Genomic DNA, 16,987 nt, shown 5'->3' with positions numbered 1-16,987 from the left:
TCACAAGGCGGGTTCGGCGGCCAGCGCCGGAGAGTTGTATTCGAGTTGGGGCCGCAGCGCGATCATCTGCGCGGCGATCGCCTGCGAGGCCGGATCGGGCCGCGCTGCCAGCGCATTGGCGACGGCCATGTGATCGGCGTCGGATTTGTGCTGGTTCAGCTTGAAGCTGCCCTCGACCACATCCACCCGCATCATCACGCCCACGATCGCCTTCTTCATCGCGTTCAGTCGTCCCGCTGTCATCTTCGACGCCCGCCACGGCGGCTTCGGCGCCAGCGAGCTTTCAAAGACGGCGCTGACCTCGTCAAGATGGGCATCGCGCTCCGCCTCCGACATCACCGCCGCCGGCCCGGTCAGATGCACGCTCTGGTACAGCCAGGTCGGCACCTGGTCCGGCGAGGCGTACCAGTCCGCCGACACATAGGCACCCGGCCCGCTCACCGCCATCAGCCACGGCGTGCGGCTGTCGGCCAGCCCGGCGAGCGGATTGCCGCGCGCGACATGGAACGACAGCAGCGGCGTGCCGTCGCTGGAATAGTCGATCGCGAACGGCAGCGGCGACGCCACCGGCTTGCGGCCGTCATGGGCGCAGACAAGACCGAAGCCGCGCGCTGCCGCGAAAGCAAGGCAGGCGGATCGATCGGGCTTGAAGGCGGGCGGCACGTACATGGCTTAGCTCCTGCTTGAAGGCGGAGCCGCCGGGATCAGTTCGCGTGTGGAGAGGGAGAGATCAACCTGCCGCGGACCGAGACCGGCGGCAGGGGCAACGCTGTCAGACGCGCGCGTTGGCCCGAGCCGCGGGGATGCGGCGACGGCGGGCTTTGGCGATGGTCACGACGTTGATCATGCGCTCCTCATAGGTCGAGAACGGGACGCGGTCAAGCATCGGCGCAGCGCCATCTCGGCGCCCTTCCCGGCCCCGAAACAGCCTCGTCTCAGGCTCGGACCGGCCTCAGCGCCACTGCTTCTCCTCGGCCGACCAGGCCCAGCCGGGCAGCTTGCCAGGCTTGCTGAAGGCCATGACGACATTCGCCAGCAGCCGCGACACGTTGTTGTCGAAATTCCGGTACGGCAGCGATTGGCTGAACGCGATCGACCCGGTGGAGAACACCGCGCCGTCGTTCGGGGCGGTGAAGTACACCATGTCGGCGCGCACGCGATAGTCGTGCGAGCCCGACAGGCCGGGATACGGATACAGCACCTCCTCCACCACGGTCTGATAATTGTCGCTGTGCCCGCCGGACGAGGCGACGATCAGCGAATGCGGCGGCGTGCCGAGCGTCAGATCGTAGCGATCGATCTCGATGCCGCCGGCGGCCCCCTGCGCGAGACCGAAATCGCCGATGATCTCGCCCTCGATCCCATCCATGATCCAGGACGCGCGGCGATGCCAGCTATCCGGCATCCGCCGGAACGGCCGCGCCGAGTCGAATCCTTCGGAGATGAAGCCGACGCCGAACACCTTCTGCGGGGGACGCCCGAGGTCCTTCCAGAGCCCGCTCTTCTGCCCCGTCGTGGCGAGATAGTACTCGCCCGGCCGAGCCTGCCACGCGCGCATGCCGGAGTTCAGCTTGCGCACCTCCATGCACCATGGATCATCGCTGTGGTAGCCCACGTTCCAGTAATATCCGTTGCCGCCGAGATAGATGAACCTGCCGCCGGAGGCGATGTAGTCTTCGGTCGCGTCGAGAATCTGCTCCGAGACATATTCCGGGTGCGTCCCGCTCAGCACCACATTGTAGGGCTTGAGCGCATCGACACCCTCGCGGTGCAGATCCTCGTCGGTCGTCACCTCGTAGTCGTAGCCCATGTGATCGAGCCAGGCGATGATCGACAGATCCGCCGGGAACTGCCAGGTCACGCCCATCGAGGACATCCGGGCTTTCGGGCGCATGTTCAGGATCGGCCGCCGATAGGTGCTGTAGCAGACGCCGGCGCCATCAGCGTGATGATCGTAGAGCGACAGGCCGAACTCGGCGGTCTGGTACAGCTCGATGTCGACCTCGGAGAGGATCGGCGACTGACCGGCGAGCGGCTGCATGATCTCGGCGTCGAAGCTGAGATGCTCGTTGGCGTAAGCGAGGTAGCTTCCTGTCGGCACCAGGAACAGGATCGGCGCTTTCGGCTTGAGCGGGCGAACGAAGAACACGATGTATTCTTCGCGCATTCCCTTCGCGTCGCCGGTGCGCAGCCGGAACGCATAGGCGCCGCTGCGCAGCTCGGGCACCTTGATCGCGCGCGTCAGCTCCCACTTGCAATCGATGATGGCGTCGTCGTGGAATTCGATGCCGCCGTACTGCTCTGGTGCGAGCCGGAAACAGTCGTCCTTGCCCTGCCAGTTGAATCCGGTCTGGGCGCGCACCGGGCGATTATAACCCGCGGCATGCAAACCATAGGGGCCGGTGTCGATCACCCGATCGCCGATTCCGTGCGCGGTGTAACCTTGCGCCGTGTCCCAATAGGCGACGAGACCGGTCTGCGGGGCAAGTCCGCTGTCGCGATAACGGTCGAGTTCGTCGCGCGTCAGGACGCGATCGAACACGGCGGGTCGGTCAAGCTTGCCGTTCAGGCACTGGGTGACGAAATCGCCGCGCAATGTGTGGTGGTCGCGCGCGCCGGCAAGCAGAAACGGGACCTCCGGCGGGTTAACTGGCCGAAAGCGCAGCGTCTCGCGGACGTGCGAGCGGAAATCGACATTGGCGACCTTGCTCAGCAGCGAATTATAGCGGGTCGCCACACCCTCCTGATACAGCGTCGCGACGCCGGTCGTCGCATCGAAGGTCGCCGCGACGAAATACCAGTTGTTCTTCAGAACCGGCACCTCGGCGTCGAGATAGTCGACCTCGTGGCCATCGCCGAAGCCGAATTCGAGAAAACCATCGGGGTTGAGCCAAAGCCCGTAGCCACGGTTGCCGAACGCGTCCCACCGCCCGAGCAGACATTGCCGTCGGCCGCCCCCCGGACTGTTGGGATGGACGAAGGTGCACAGGCTGAAGCTGCCGTTCAGAGCCAGGCGCTGGTCGGGGTCGGCCACAGTCAGGAACGAGCCGACCTGGGTGAACTGCTTGCGGACGCGCCAGACGCCGTTGGCCTCGGAGGCGATCTCCTCCTCGCGATAGCCCGGACCGGCCGGATGCGCGTCCCCGTGGATCAGCCGCACGAGTTGGGCGTCGACAACGTCGGTGCCATCGGCATGCACGTAGAACGAGATGTCATCGCCGGGCTTGACCGAAATCTTGTCCGCGTATCCGAATATCTTCTTCTCGGCCATGGTGGTGGGCTTCTCCGGCGACTGAACTTGAACGATCTCAGGTTTCGAGCAGATCTTGCACGCGGCGCAGGAACAGCGCGTGATAGGCCTCGTCGGGCGTCTCGTAGTTGCGGTCCTCGACCATACGCGGCGCCGTGCCGCGGTGGCCCGATAGCGCGACGATGCGATAGGCCTTGAACTCCTCGAGCACCATGATGGCGTATTTGTCGATCTGCCCCTGGCGACGGAAGTAGATCAGCAGGCGTTCGAGCGCTTCGCTGTGCTGGCCGAGCGGTTTCGACTTGTGCTCGGCGATCAACGCGTCCGACACCAGCCGCTTGAGGAAGTCGCGCTGCATCTTGTCGAAGCGGCGGAAATAGACCTGATCCTTGTCTTCCACCTCGGTGGCTTCTTCGGGCAACATCTCGCCTCCTTTCTCGGCTCGGGTTGATCGCCTCTCGCTCTTCTTCTTGTCGCGCCAGGCGCGGAATTGCGATTTGATGCCGAAGATGCCGCCGCGCAGAAACAGCACCACGCCGAGCATGATCGCCCCGATCAGCACGAAGCGCAGCGGGCCGAGATCGATCAGCACGCGATCGATGAACACGACGATCAGCGTGCCGGCGACCGCGCCCTCGGCGCGCCCGATGCCGCCGATCACCAGCATCGCCAGCGACAGCAGCAGCGTGTCGAACGAGAACAAATTGGGCGACGCGCCGCCGAAATGCGTTGCGTAGAAGCCGCCGATGAAGCCCAGCGCCGCCGACGAAATCAGGAACACCATGATGCGGGCGCGGATGAAATCGACGCCGCAGGCTTGCGCGAAGCCCTCCTTCTTCTCCTGCGCCATTCGCAGCAGCCGGCCGAGCCGCTTGCCGTCGACGAAGCGATACAGGACCAGCGCGAGGATCATGACGAACAGCGCGACGTAGTAGCCAAGCAGCAAACGGCCGGTTTGCGACAGCGCCGCCGGCAGATAGCTGGGCGCGCCGTAGAGACCGCCGGTAGCCGAACCAAACTGGCGGGACTGCACCACATAGACGCGGCACAGTTCGACCACGCCGAGAGTCAGCAGCGCGTAGTAAAATCCGTCGAGCCGCATCGCCGGCAGCGCGATCAGGATGCCGAACGCGAGACCGATCAGCGCGCCCGCGAGCGGCAGCAGCCACCATGGCAGCCCCAGCATGATTGCCATATAGGTGGTGCCGTAAGCGGCGGCGCCGACCACCGCATAGGTGGCGAGCGAGAAGATGCCTGCGGTGCCGACGACCAGCATCCAGCATAGATTGATCGCCGCATAGATCGCGAACACCGACGCCGCGGACATCACAGTGTTGAACGAGCTCACCGGCACGAACAGCGGCATGATGAAGAACGCCGCGAGCGCCAGCATCCACCAGATCGGCCGCTTGTCGACGATGGTCTTCTCGCGCCGCATCGTCTTGGGATTGTACTCGCCGCGGATATTCAGCACGCGGCGGCGCGTTGGCCAGTAGCGTGTCCGTGTCCACAGCGCGCCGCCGTGGCCTGGCCATTTGTAGTAATAGCGCAGCCGGCCGACGAGATACATCTTCGGCCGAAATCGCGTGGTCTCGTCCCACGTCACCTGATGCGACAGGAAGGGGTTGGTCACCACCTCGCGCGCCGGGGTCTCCGGGTGCTGCGAGTCGGTGGGATCGATCCAGATCGGAGCCGTTGTATCGGACATCGCTTATGCCTCGCGCGCCTTGTCGAGAATTCCGGAGATCCCACGCGGGCGGATCAGGAGGACGACGATGATGAGCAGGAACTGGGTGATCAGGACGTACTGACCGCCGAGGAAGGTCGACGTCAGCGACTCGTTCACGCCGAGCATGATCGCGCCGATCACCGCCCCGGGGATGCTGCCGAGGCCGCCGACCAGGGCGATGCTGAGCCCCTTGATCATCGGCGTTATGCCGCTGAACGGCGCCACGTAATAGGTCTGCGCCAGCAGCACCGCCGCCAATCCGGCGAGCGAGCCGGTCAAGGCCATCACGTAGATGCTGGTGCGGCGAACGCCGATGCCGACGATCGAGGCGGCATGCGGGTTCATCATCATCGCCCGGATCTCGAGGCCGCGGCGGCTCGAACGCATCCACAGCAGGATCAGAGTGAGCAGCACGATCGCCGACACCGATGCGCCGAGCTTGTCGGAGGTCACCACTACACCCAGAATATCGGCGTTCCAGTTGCCGAACAGGCGCGGCAGCGACTTCGCCCGGGGACCGAACCACCACAACAGGATCTGGTTGCCGACCAGGCTGATCGCCAGCGTCGCGATCAGCGCGCGGAGCGGAAAATTCGGCTTGTCGTGGATCGGGATGAAGGCGAGCAGGCAGACGATCAGCCCACCGATCGCACCCGTCAAAATCCCGGCGATCATCACGACAGCCGGATACGGGCTGATATACACGCTCGCCATCCACGCGCCGTAGCCCGACAGCGCGAAGATGAAGCCGTAGGCCATATTGACCAGGCCGAGACTCGACCAGGTGACGGAGATGCCGATCGCCAAGGTGCCGTAGATGCAGGCCAGCGTGATGGCGTTGGTGACGATGAAACCCCAGTTCATCAGTTGCGCTCCGTCGACAGGGCCTTGGATGCCGAGGCCTCGCCCTTCAGCTTGCCGGCGTGCATTCCGATGATTCGGTCGACGCTGCCTTCGAGCAGCGCTACGTTCTGCTCGGCGATCACCATTGCCGAACCGCCGAGTTCGACCGCCATCAAGGCTTCGACCACCGAGCGCCCAATCTTCGGAGCCAAGCCGAGCGAAGGCTCGTCGACGAGAAACAATTCGGCGTCGGACATCAGGCCGCGGCCGATCGACACCATGCGCCGCTCGCCGCCCGACAAGCGCCCGACCGGTGTCTTCATCAGCTTCTCCAGCGGCGGAAAGATCTGCAGAATGCGCTTCTTCCGCAGCCCGCGTTCGGCCCACGCGCGCTTTGTGAACGCGCCGCTATCCAGATGTTCCTCCACGGTGAGGCCGTGAAAGATCTCATCGCCCTGCGGGATCAGCGCCAGCCCACGGCGCACGATCAGGTGGGTGTAGCGTCCCGGACCCTGGCTGCGGGTGCGCCCGACCTCGTAGCCGTTCAGCTTGATCGACCCACGCTGCCAGCCGGTCAGCCCGGCGATCGCCTGAAACAACGTCGACTTGCCATGCCCGTTGAGACCAACGAGTCCGATCCGCTCGCCGGCGAAGACCGTGAGGTCGAGGTCGTGGATCACGCGCATCGGCCCCCAGCCGGCGGACAGTCCCTTGACGTCCAGGACCGCGGGACGGGCCGAACTGGTGTCGGGCGCGGCCATCAGTGCAGCCCTCCGCCCGTTTCGGTTTCGAAGTAGGCCGCCTTGACGCGTGGATTCTGCAGGATCTCGGACAGCAGCCCCTCGGCGATCGTCTCGCCCGCATCCATCACCAGGACACGATCGGCGATCGTATCCAGCAGCTCCATCCGGTGCTCGATCAGCACGATCGCAATGTTGAGCTCTTTGGCCAGCACCCGCATGATGTCGTCGAGCTCGTCGATCTCGGAGTTGATCAGTCCCGCGGCCGGCTCGTCCATCAGCAGCACCGATGGACGCCGCATCAGCAGGCAGGTCATCAGCAGCTTGCGTCGGTTCAGGGTGTCGAGCCGATCCGCCATCGTCGCGCCCGGGATCCGCAAACCGACCAACCCTGCTCCCCATTCGGCATCGTCGGGCGTCAGATACGGCCGATAGGCTTGCCGGGCCGCCTTCAGAACCTGCGCGACGGTCATGTCTTCAGGCACGATCGGGGTCTGGTACGTGCGGCCGATCCCGAGCCGGGCCCGCCGATGCAATGGGAGGCCGGTGACGTCCTGGCCGTCGTAGGTCACCGTCCCGCTCTTCGGCGAGATCCGGCCGGACAGCACTTCGAACAGGCTGGTCTTGCCCGCCCCGTTAGGCCCGATGATCCCCATCACCTCGCCCGGCTTCACGTCGAGCGAGATATTTCGCAGGATCGACCGGCCACCAAGATCGAGCGCGATCCGGTCACAGGAGAAGATCGCCGATGCCGCCATTGTCATCGCCTCGGCGTTACCACCACGGCGCCTTCTGCAGCTTGTTCTCGACGAGCACGTCCGGATAGATGATCTTGTGCTCGTTGTTCTGAACCTGGAAGAACAGCTGGGCCATACCCTTTTCGAGGTCCGCAGCGCCGATCGCATCGCCCGTGTCCGGATAGTGGGCGCATTCCTGATAGGGATTGTCCATGCTCATGAAGCCGCAAACCCCGCGATACGAGTTCTTGCGGATCCAGTCGCTGACGACCTTGAAGTTCGACGGATCGCCGACCGCTTCCCACGCCGCCTTGAGATAGTAGGTCGTGTCGTAGCCGTTGCCGGTGTAACAAAGCCCCATGATGCCCGGGAAACGCTTCTTGTACTTGGCCCGGAACGCCTTGCCCTTCTCGTCGGCATAGACGCCGAGCACGGTGCTCCATACGAAACCTTCCGCGGCGGGACCGGACAGTTCGAGGAACTCAGGCTGCGACGGGCCATATTGCAGATAGACGAGCGCGCCCTTGAGCGGGTCGGCGCTGTATTGCTTGACGAAGGCCGCGTATTCGGCCGCGACCCAATGGTCGATCATCACCGCGCCGGCGCCGACCTTCTTGATCTCCTGAATGACCGAGCCCCAGTCCTGGACCGGATACTGAATGTCGGTGATACCCGCGAGCTTGAACTCACTCTTGGGGAGCGATGCCTGCAGCGCCTTCGAAATCGTTTGGTTGTAGGCGATCTGTTCCTGAACGATATGCACGCCGTTGTTGAGCGGCTTCCACGTCCCCTGATCCTTCATCGCCTTCAGAAACACCGGGAACGTGTGCCCGTAATGCACTTCGGACGGGTCGGTCTGGAACACGTGCGAGTATTTGTCGGGCTGCTTGACCACCAGATCGGTCATGTTGCGCTGCGTCAGCCCCCACAGAAACGGCGCCTTGTAACGCGCCGACACGTCGGCGACCGGGATCGGCGTGAAGACGAAGGCGCAGGACATGGCGTGCACCTTGGCGTCGATCAGCTTGTTGATTGCAACCTGGCCGCTTTCCGGAGACAGTGGATCGATGTCGACCACGACGGCCTTGAGTTGGCGTCCCAATACGCCGCCCGCGGCGTTGATTTCTTCCAGGGCCAGCGTCGTCCCGTTGAGATAGTCCTGATGATCAGCGACGCCGGCTTGGGCCGTCTGGGCGGTCGGAACGCCGATCAGGATCGGATCGGCCGACGCCGCGCGCGTCGCGCCGGAGACGAAAGGAGCTGGAAATGCGGCAGCAGCCGTGCCGGCTGACGCAAGTTGAAGCAGTTTGCGACGTGAGACCTTGCCGACCATAAGACCTCTCCCTGATGAGCATCCCCCCGGACGCTCCCTGTGTCGAAAGACGCCTCATCCTAGGTAGCTGATCAAATTTTGGTCTTTCACTGGAAAGCACTGTCTCTACAATTCCAGTGCACTGCTAACCACCGCGCGACAAAGCAACTAACGGTTCACGGCACACTTCTTGCGTTTAGTAGGACACTCCCAGTTCCTTCGAGGTCGCCGCCATGAGTCAGAAGAACCATTATTCGACCGCCTCGCTCTCCGGATCCGAAAGCATCGCCGCCTGGCGGCAGGCGATGGCGGAAGTGTATTATCGCCTTGATATTCAGGCCCGACACGACGATCGCGTGGTCGGCGAACTGATCGATGTTCAGTTCGGCGCGATGGGGCTGTCCAACTTCAAGGCCGATGCACAGCGCGTGATCCGGCGCAAGGAATCCGCCAAGATCGACGGCTCGGAAGACTTCGTGTTTCTGTTTCCGACCCGAAAGGGATTGGAGTTCGAGCAGCGCGGCCGCACCGGCAAGGCGATGCCAGGCGCTGTGTTTCTCCTCAACTCTGCTGAAAATTACGTCGTTGACGTCCCGGACGGATCGGAAAACATCACCATCAAGATCGACCGCAGCCTGCTGATCGATCGGGTGAAGGGCATCGACGGGCTGTGCGCGGCGATGAATATTGCAAACTCCCAACTCGTTCCGGTTGTGGCGACGCTCGGGCGGCAACTTCTACACCTGCCGCCCGGCGAACACGCCGACCGGCTGCAGCAGTCGGTGATCGAGCTGATCTGCCTGATGCTGGACCTCCGCGAGTCGCCGCAGGATCGGTCCTTCATTCGCGAGACGCTCGCCTCTTCGCTCTACAATCGGCTCGACAGCTACTTGCAGCGCAATCTGTCGGATCACGAGCTGTCACCCGATCAGGCGGCACGCGAACACAAGATCTCGGTGCGCTACCTGCACAAGATCTTTCACTGTCACGGCACTTCGTTCGGTCAACGGCTACTCGAGCTCAGGCTGCAGCGCGCCCGACAATTGATCGTGACGCATGGAGGGGCGAGCCACGTCAATCTCGGCCAGGTCGCCTACGAGTGCGGCTTCACCAGCCAGTCTTACTTCTCGACCTGTTACCGGAGGCGATTTGGACTGACACCCCGTCAATCCGGACGCCCCGCCGCGGCGGGCGAGGACACCGCTCCAGCCGAATAGCCCGCCATATAGGCCGTCGACGACGCTTGAGCCGCGCGGAGCCTCGACCGAGGTGACTCCGCATACGTATTGCAAGTACACGCGATGCTTGCAAAGCTACGACCGAGGGTGTATTTGCCCGCGCACTGGTCGGCAGTTCACCAAGGCGTCGCTGCCCCGCGAGGGGAGCTAAACCTGCCACGTTTCCTGATCGGCAGACACTTGTCCCGTGCCGCGTCGAAAGTCAGCGACCATCGACTTGTCCTTTCGGCACGATCGAGGATGAGGTCATGACCCGCACTGTTTTCCCCTACTCCGCCCAGGATGTGTCGGCCCTCGCCCGCGCGCTCAATCGCGAGCTCGACGCGCAGGGCCACAAGCTCGGCCATGTCGAGATGCTCAACCTGTTGGCGCGCTCGGCCGGCTTCCGCAATTTCCAGCACTTCCGCGCGGAGCGCGAAGCCGGCGACCGCCTCGCACGCTCACCTGAGCCATTGCCAGCGATCGACCATCAGCGTGTCGAACGCGTCGCAAGGCACTTCGATGCCGGCGGCAGCCTGCTGCGCTGGCCGTCAAAGGCGAGCCACGCCGAACTCGGCCTGTGGGTGCTGTGGTCGCGCATTCCGCGCGGCCGCGAACTCAGCGAGAAGCAGCTCGCCGCGTTGCTCGCCGGCCATCACAGCTTCGGCGACCATGCGCTTCTGCGCCGCGCGCTGTGCGACCACGGCCTGATGACGCGCACGCCGGACGGCCGGATCTATCGCCGGATCGAGCAACGGCCGCCGGCTGAGGCGGTGGCGCTGATCCGCCACCTGGCCCCGCGGCTCGCCGCCTGACGCCGCGGCCGCTTTTCAAGAGAGGCAATCATGTCTGCTCGCTTGGTAAAGCGGCGCGTCGCCACGCGCGCGTCTCTCCCCGCTCCCATCCTGGTTTCCACCGCACGCGGCCCGATCGAACTGATCGATCGCGGCACGGCCCGGCGCACTCCCCTCGTCCGGCTTTGCGGGGAGCGGTTATCTGTCGTCATTGCGAGGAGCGAAGTGACGAAGCAATCCAGCGCCGTGCACTGCGTCGGGATTGCTTCGCTGCGCTCGCAATGACGATGACGCTCAGATCACCGGGCTCCACGGCGCCGGCACCAGCCGATAGCCGCTGCCGTCCTTCTGGACGTAGCCGTTGGCCGGGAACGGATAGTGGAAGCCCTGGACGCGCATCTTGTCGGCGACCAGCATGTCGTAGACTTTGCGGCGGGTGGTCTCGGCCTGGGCGGGGTCCTGGTCGAACATCAGGTGCCAGCCCGGATGGGTGACGAACAGCGCCGGGTGGTTGGTGACGTCGGACTGGATGAACACCTTGTCGGCGCCGGACGACAGCACGAACGAGGTATGGCCCGGCGTATGGCCGGTGGCTTCGACCGCGAGCAGGCCCGGCGCGACGTCCTTGCCCCATTCATAGGGCGTGACCTTCTTCTGCAGCCCGGCTTCGAACACGCGGCGGGCGTTCTTGAATACGCCCTGCATCCGCTCGCCAGAGGCGCGGCTCATCTCGCCGTCGTCCATGAAGTACTTCCACTCCGCGGCCGGCACGAGGATCTCTGCATTCGGGAACGCCGGCTGGTTGTCGGCCGTCAGCAGGCCGTTGATGTGGTCGGCATGGAAATGCGAGATCACCACGATATCGACCGCCTTCGGGTCCAGGCCCGCGGCGACCAGATTGCTGGCGAACTGGCCGACATTGCCCTTGCTGGAGGCGAAGGCGCCCGGACCGTTGCCGGTGTCGACCACCACCAGCTTGCCGCCGGTGTTGATCGCCAGCGGGGCGAAATTGATGGTCATCTTGTCCTTCGGCATGAAGGCCTGCTCGAGCGCCGCATTGATCTCGTCCTTCTTGGCGTTGAGCACGAAGCCGTCCGGCATGGGGAAGGTGTTGGCGCCGTCGGAGATCACGTTCACCTGGGCGTCGCCGACCTTGTAGCGATAGAAGCTCGGCGCCTGCTTGTCGGCAAGCGGCGCGGCCGCCTCGGCAGGCGCGCTGCGCAGCAGCGGCGTGGCGGCCAGGGCGGCGGCAGCAGTAAGGGCGTGACGGCGGGTCAGGTCCATGGCGTATCCTCGATGGGTGGGATTGTTGCGAGCGGCAGTCTAGCCCGGGATCGGTGACGGGAGCGCATCATAACGACGGTTTGATCGGCCCTAGGGCTCCCGACATCAACCCCGACCGGGGCCCCCTATTCCGCTCGCTCAGATCGACCGCACCAGCCAGGTGGCTCCGACAGACAGTGCGTCGCCGAACAGCAGCAGCACCGCCGACCAGACGAATGCCGACAGCACGTTGGCGATCTGGAAGCTCCAATACGGCATCTCGAAGATGCCGGCCGCGAGCGGCACCGAGGCGCGCAGCGGCCCGAAGAAGCGGCCGATGAATATGCTCGGGACGCCCCACTTCTGCACGAAATCCTCGCCCCGCGTCAGCAGCCCCGGGAACTTCGACAGAGGCCAGATCTGGGCGACGTTGTTCTTGTAGCGATAGCCGAACCAGTACGACAGCCAGTCGCCCAGCGCGGCGCCGACGGCGCCGGCGATCCAGACCGGCCAGAAACTGATGCCGGAGGCGCCGACCAGCGCGCCGATCGCGACCAGCGCTCCCCAGGCCGGGATCAGCAGCGAGATAAAGGCGAGCGATTCCCCGAACGCCAGCGCCAGCACCACCGGCGCGGCCCAGGCCTGGTGCTCGCGCACGAAATCGATGAGGCCACGAAAAGCTTCTTCCATCGTCCTTCTGACCTGCGGGCGTCCCCTGCCGGCAGGGTTCACATCACTGTCGCATCGCACGGCCGCCGCCCGACGGGCAAGCGCCGCACCCCGTGACGGATTGCCCGGGGCGGCCGGCAGATCAGACCGGGATGGCCTGAATGCGGCAACGAATACAGAACGGTATGACCCTGCGCCCAAGGGTCCCACTTTGCACGTCACAGCCGCGCGACTGCGGGCGGAGCGGTATCATCTGGCAGCCGCCCGAGGCCTTGGGCCTTTCCATCGCCTCCGCTCCGGCCTATATGCGCCCTCCAGCGGACGTGCTGCAGCGCGGCAACCGGCCGCCGGGCCATTCCGCCGCGCCTGCCGTCACCACCCGCTGGCCTTCCGTGGCATAGTCACGGCCAGCGATTCGCGCGGCGCAGCGCGCCGGGCCCAGCCCCTTTCATCTCAGGACCACTTTCAAGACCCATGGCCAAGGCACTGAAGGCGAGCAGCAAATCCAAATCCTCCGACCTGTTCGGGGCCGCGCCGAAGGCGAGCGCGCCGCGAGCGGCCGCGAAGCCCGCAGGCGCGGAGGACGGCTACACCGCCGCCGACATCGAGGTGCTGGAGGGACTGGAACCGGTCCGCCGCCGCCCCGGCATGTATATCGGCGGCACCGACGAGAAGGCGTTGCATCACCTGTTCGCCGAAGTGATCGACAACTCGATGGACGAGGCGCTGGCCGGCCACGCGACCTTCATCGAGGTCGAGCTCGGCGCCGACGGCTTCCTCACTGTCTCCGACAACGGCCGCGGCATTCCCGTTGATCCGCATCCGAAATTTCCAAAAAAGTCGGCGCTCGAAGTGATCATGTGCACGCTGCACGCCGGCGGCAAATTCGACAGCAAGGTGTATGAGACCTCGGGCGGTCTGCACGGCGTCGGCGTCAGCGTCGTCAATGCGTTGTCGTCGCGTCTTGAGGTCGAGGTTGCGCGCAATCAGCAGCTCAGCCGCATGGTGTTCGAACGCGGTATCCCCAAAGGCAAGCTGGAGAGCCTCGGCAAGGTCAACAACCGCCGCGGCACCCGCGTCCGCTTCAAGCCCGACACCGACATCTTCGGCGCCAAGGCGGCGTTCAAGCCGCAGCGGCTGTTCAAGATGGCGCGGTCGAAGGCGTATCTGTTCGGCGGCGTCGAGATCCGCTGGAAGTGCGATCCCGAGCTGCTGAAGGGCATCGAGGACGTCCCGGCCGAGGACACCTTCCACTTCCCCGGCGGCCTCAAGGATTATCTCGCCGCGGCGATCCACAACGACACGCTGGTGCATCCCGATATCTTCGCCGGCAAGAGCGGCCGCAATGGCGCGCACGGCGCTTGCGAATGGGCCGTGGCGTGGACCGCGGATGCCGACGGCTTCATGTCGTCGTACACCAACACGGTGCCGACGCCGGACGGCGGCACCCACGAATCCGGCATGCGCAGCGCCCTGCTCCGCGGCCTCAAGGACCATGCCGAGCGCGTCGGCCAGGGCAAGCGCGGCGCGTCGATCACCTCGGAAGACGTCATGGTCGGCGCCGCGGTGATGCTCTCGGTGTTCGTGCGCGAACCGGAATTCCAGGGCCAGACCAAGGATCGCCTCGCCACGGCCGAAGCGCAGAAGATCGTCGAGCAGGCCATCAAGGACCCGTTCGACCATTGGCTGTCGGGCAACCCGGTGCAGGCCAACAAGCTGCTCGACTTCGTCATCGAGCGCGCCGAGGAACGGCTGCGCCGCCGCCAGGAAAAGGAAATCTCCCGAAAGACCGCGGTGAAGAAACTGCGGCTGCCGGGCAAGCTCGCCGACTGTACGTCGACCGCTGCCGACGGCTCCGAACTGTTCATCGTCGAGGGCGACTCGGCCGGCGGCAGTGCCAAGCAGGCGCGCGACCGCTCCACCCAGGCGGTGCTCCCCCTCCGCGGCAAGATCCTCAACGTCGCCTCGGCCGGCAAGGACAAGGTGGTGGCAAACGCCCAGCTGTCCGACCTGATCCAGGCGCTCGGCGCCGGCACCGGGGTCAATTACCGCGAGGAAGACCTGCGCTACTCGCGCATCATCATCATGACCGACGCCGACGTCGACGGCGCCCACATCGCCTCGCTGCTGATCACGTTCTTCTATCGGCAGATGCCGAAGCTGATCGACGAGGGCCACCTCTATCTCGCGGTGCCGCCGCTGTATCGGCTGACCCACGGCGCCAAGACCGTGTACGCCCGCGACGACGCCCACAAGGAAGAGCTGCTGAAGAAGGAATTCAACGCCAACGCCAAGGTCGATGTCGGCCGCTTCAAAGGCCTCGGCGAGATGATGCCCGCGCAGCTCAAGGAAACCACAATGGACCCGAGCAAGCGCACGCTGCTCCGCGTCGTGCTGCTCGCCGACGATCGCGAGGGCACCGCCGACTCGGTCGAGCGCTTGATGGGCACCAAGGCCGAAGCCCGCTTCGCCTTCATCAGCGACAAGGCGGAATTCGCCAGCGAGGAAATGCTGGACGTGTAAGCGCGATTTTACCGCGCTTGCTGTCGAACCATCTTAACGAAGCCGTGCACTAATCCCCCGCATGACGCCCTGCGCTGAGCAGGCGTGTGCGGGGATAGTATCGTGACCGACACCGACGACTTCGATCCGGCTCCGACGCCGCTGACCTTCGCGCTCCGCGTCGTCATCGGCCTGCTGCAAGGCGCCGCGCTGTACGCGCTGTTGCGCGTCGCGCAGGACAAGGTCTGGCCGGCCACCACGCCAGAACTCTATGCCGCGCTGCTGGTGACGGCGGTTTTCACGCCACTGGTCGCCTCGTCCGCGCTGACACGGCTGCGGCCGCTACCGCTGCTGGTGTGGATCCTCGCGGTGGCGACGATCTGCGCCGCGCTCGGCTGGTACGATTTCTACCGCGATCCCTTCGGCACGCCAGGGCACGCTCCGCCGCGCGTGATGCCGGCGCAGGCTTGGGTCGGCGTGCCGCTGATCCTGTTCATCGCGCAGTCGCTGCTGATCGCGGCCGCCCACGATCGCCGTCCCATCGCCAGGTATCGCACCTATTTCGAGGTATCATGGGGCCTCGGCCTGCAGATCGCGCTGGCGGCGCTGTTCGCCGGCACGTTCTGGGCCGTGCTGTGGCTCGGTAGCGATCTGTTCCGACTGATCAAGGTCGAGGCCTTCGCCAAAGTGCTACGCCAGAACTGGTTCTGGATCCCGGCCACCACGGTCGCGATCAGCGTGGCGCTGCACGTCACCGACACGCGCGCCGGCATGGTGCGCGGTGTCCGGACTGTCGTGTGCAATCTGCTCGGCTGGCTGCTGCCGCTGTTCGCAGCGATCGTCGTCGCCTTCGTGGGGGCGTTGCTGTTCACCGGGCTCGAACCGCTGTGGGGCACCAAACGTGCGGCGACGATCCTGCTCACCGCCGCCGCGACGCTCGTGATCCTGATCAACACCGCCTTGCAGGATGGCGCGCGGCTGTCGGCGGCCGCGCCTGCGGCATCGATGCCGGCTGCGCTGCGGCTGTCGATCGTCGCCGCATCGCTGGTGATGCTGCCGCTCGTCGCGCTGGCTGGCTATGCGATTGCCTTGCGGGTCGCGCAATATGGCTGGTCGAATGTCCGTATCATCGGCACCGCCGGCGCAGCGGTGGCCGCCTGCTACGCGATCGGCTATGCGATCGCCGTGGCGCGCCGCAGGATTGCGACGAGCGTGCTCGCCACCACCAATATCGCAACCTCGCTCGTCGTCATCGCGATCGCACTGGCGCTGCTGTCGCCGTTCGCCGATCCGGCACGGCTGTCGGTCGCCGATCAGGTCGCGCGGCTGAAGGATGGTCGAGCCGATCTCGACCGCTTCTCGTTCAAGTATCTGCGGTTCGACACCGGCCGTTACGGCGTCGAGGCGCTGCGCCGGCTGGCGCAGGACGACAACGCGCCCGCCATCCGCGCCAAGGCCGTCGCCATGCTGGAGCGACAATCGCGCTACGATCCGATGCCGGAGGGCGAACGCATCGGCATGATCCGGGTGGCGCAACCGCCGGGCGGCGAGTTGCCTCGCGACTTCCTCACTGCCGACTGGAGCAGCGAAAAGGCCAGCTATCTGCTGCCGCTCTGTTTGAAATCGGCATCCTCGAGCTGCGACGCCATCCTCGCCGATCTCGACGGCGACGGCAGCGACGAGATCATCCTCGACGCGCGGACCGGCGAGGCCACGGTATTCCGCCGGACCGACGGCCAGTGGCGTTATTTCGGTACCCTCGCCGGTTCCAACTGCAAGGGCGTCGGCGAAAAGCTGCGCTCGGGCCAGTTCGCCCTCGCGCCTTCGCAGCTTAAGGACGTCGAGATCGCCGGGACGCGGCTGCGCGTCACCCCCTATTTCGATTGCGGATCGATCAGGGCAACGCTTCATTCGGATTAGGACGTCGATCG

13 protein-coding genes are annotated in these 16,987 nt (G+C 65.1%); 4 read left to right on the top strand and 9 right to left on the bottom strand.

Going from position 1 to position 16,987, the window contains the following annotated elements; translation table 11 throughout:
- The 7 genes from ACFFJ6_RS19745 to ACFFJ6_RS19715 all read right to left on the bottom strand — a co-directional run bounded on the left by ACFFJ6_RS19745 (window position 1) and on the right by ACFFJ6_RS19715 (window position 8,632).
- Window positions 1-669: an FMN-binding negative transcriptional regulator gene (locus ACFFJ6_RS19745; protein ID WP_378390994.1), complete on the bottom strand. Its 669-nt coding sequence runs from the start codon at window positions 667-669 to the stop codon at window positions 1-3.
- A 283-nt stretch (window positions 670-952) separates the two neighbouring features.
- Window positions 953-3,271, bottom strand: coding sequence for a N,N-dimethylformamidase beta subunit family domain-containing protein (locus tag ACFFJ6_RS19740; protein WP_378390992.1), 2,319 nt, complete (start codon window positions 3,269-3,271; stop codon window positions 953-955).
- A 37-nt stretch (window positions 3,272-3,308) separates the two neighbouring features.
- A complete protein-coding gene (locus ACFFJ6_RS19735; protein ID WP_378390990.1) occupies window positions 3,309-4,958 on the bottom strand; it encodes a branched-chain amino acid ABC transporter permease in 1,650 nt (549 codons plus the stop codon).
- Between the two features lie 3 nt (window positions 4,959-4,961).
- Window positions 4,962-5,843: a branched-chain amino acid ABC transporter permease gene (locus tag ACFFJ6_RS19730; RefSeq protein WP_378390988.1), complete on the bottom strand. Its 882-nt coding sequence runs from the start codon at window positions 5,841-5,843 to the stop codon at window positions 4,962-4,964.
- Entirely contained in the window at window positions 5,843-6,583 is a 741-nt protein-coding gene (locus tag ACFFJ6_RS19725) for an ABC transporter ATP-binding protein (protein ID WP_378390986.1), read from the bottom strand. Before ACFFJ6_RS19725 ends, ACFFJ6_RS19730 begins: the two co-directional genes overlap by 1 nt.
- Entirely contained in the window at window positions 6,583-7,320 is a 738-nt protein-coding gene (locus ACFFJ6_RS19720) for an ABC transporter ATP-binding protein (protein WP_378390984.1), read from the bottom strand. Before ACFFJ6_RS19720 ends, ACFFJ6_RS19725 begins: the two co-directional genes overlap by 1 nt.
- A 16-nt stretch (window positions 7,321-7,336) precedes the next feature.
- Window positions 7,337-8,632: an ABC transporter substrate-binding protein gene (locus ACFFJ6_RS19715; RefSeq protein ID WP_378390982.1), complete on the bottom strand. Its 1,296-nt coding sequence runs from the start codon at window positions 8,630-8,632 to the stop codon at window positions 7,337-7,339.
- Between the two features lie 212 nt (window positions 8,633-8,844).
- Between ACFFJ6_RS19715 and ACFFJ6_RS19710 the strand changes: the two genes are divergently transcribed.
- Both ACFFJ6_RS19710 and ACFFJ6_RS19705 read left to right on the top strand, forming a co-directional pair.
- Window positions 8,845-9,828, top strand: coding sequence for an AraC family transcriptional regulator (locus ACFFJ6_RS19710; RefSeq protein ID WP_378390980.1), 984 nt, complete (start codon window positions 8,845-8,847; stop codon window positions 9,826-9,828).
- Window positions 9,829-10,097: 269 nt separating this feature from the next.
- Window positions 10,098-10,643, top strand: coding sequence for a DUF2087 domain-containing protein (locus ACFFJ6_RS19705; protein WP_378390978.1), 546 nt, complete (start codon window positions 10,098-10,100; stop codon window positions 10,641-10,643).
- A gap of 273 nt (window positions 10,644-10,916) precedes the next feature.
- On the opposite strand, the gene ACFFJ6_RS19700 is transcribed toward ACFFJ6_RS19705, so the two are convergent.
- Both ACFFJ6_RS19700 and ACFFJ6_RS19695 read right to left on the bottom strand, forming a co-directional pair.
- Entirely contained in the window at window positions 10,917-11,906 is a 990-nt protein-coding gene (locus ACFFJ6_RS19700; protein WP_378390976.1) for an MBL fold metallo-hydrolase, read from the bottom strand.
- A 138-nt stretch (window positions 11,907-12,044) separates the two neighbouring features.
- A complete protein-coding gene (locus ACFFJ6_RS19695; RefSeq protein ID WP_378390974.1) occupies window positions 12,045-12,575 on the bottom strand; it encodes a DedA family protein in 531 nt (176 codons plus the stop codon).
- A 453-nt stretch (window positions 12,576-13,028) separates the two neighbouring features.
- On the opposite strand from ACFFJ6_RS19695, the gene parE reads away from it, so the two are divergent.
- Window positions 13,029-15,077, top strand: a complete 2,049-nt coding sequence (gene parE / locus ACFFJ6_RS19690; protein WP_378390972.1) for a DNA topoisomerase IV subunit B — start codon at window positions 13,029-13,031, stop codon at window positions 15,075-15,077.
- Between the two features lie 102 nt (window positions 15,078-15,179).
- Window positions 15,180-16,976, top strand: coding sequence for a DUF4153 domain-containing protein (locus ACFFJ6_RS19685; RefSeq protein WP_378390970.1), 1,797 nt, complete (start codon window positions 15,180-15,182; stop codon window positions 16,974-16,976).
- Window positions 16,977-16,987 lie beyond the last annotated feature (11 nt).

The organism is Rhodopseudomonas telluris, assembly GCF_042432815.1.
Classification (GTDB): Bacteria; Pseudomonadota; Alphaproteobacteria; order Rhizobiales; family Xanthobacteraceae; genus Rhodopseudomonas; species Rhodopseudomonas telluris.
The sequence above is the reverse complement of the archived record's forward strand: the minus strand, read 5'-3'. Positions and strand labels throughout refer to the sequence as shown.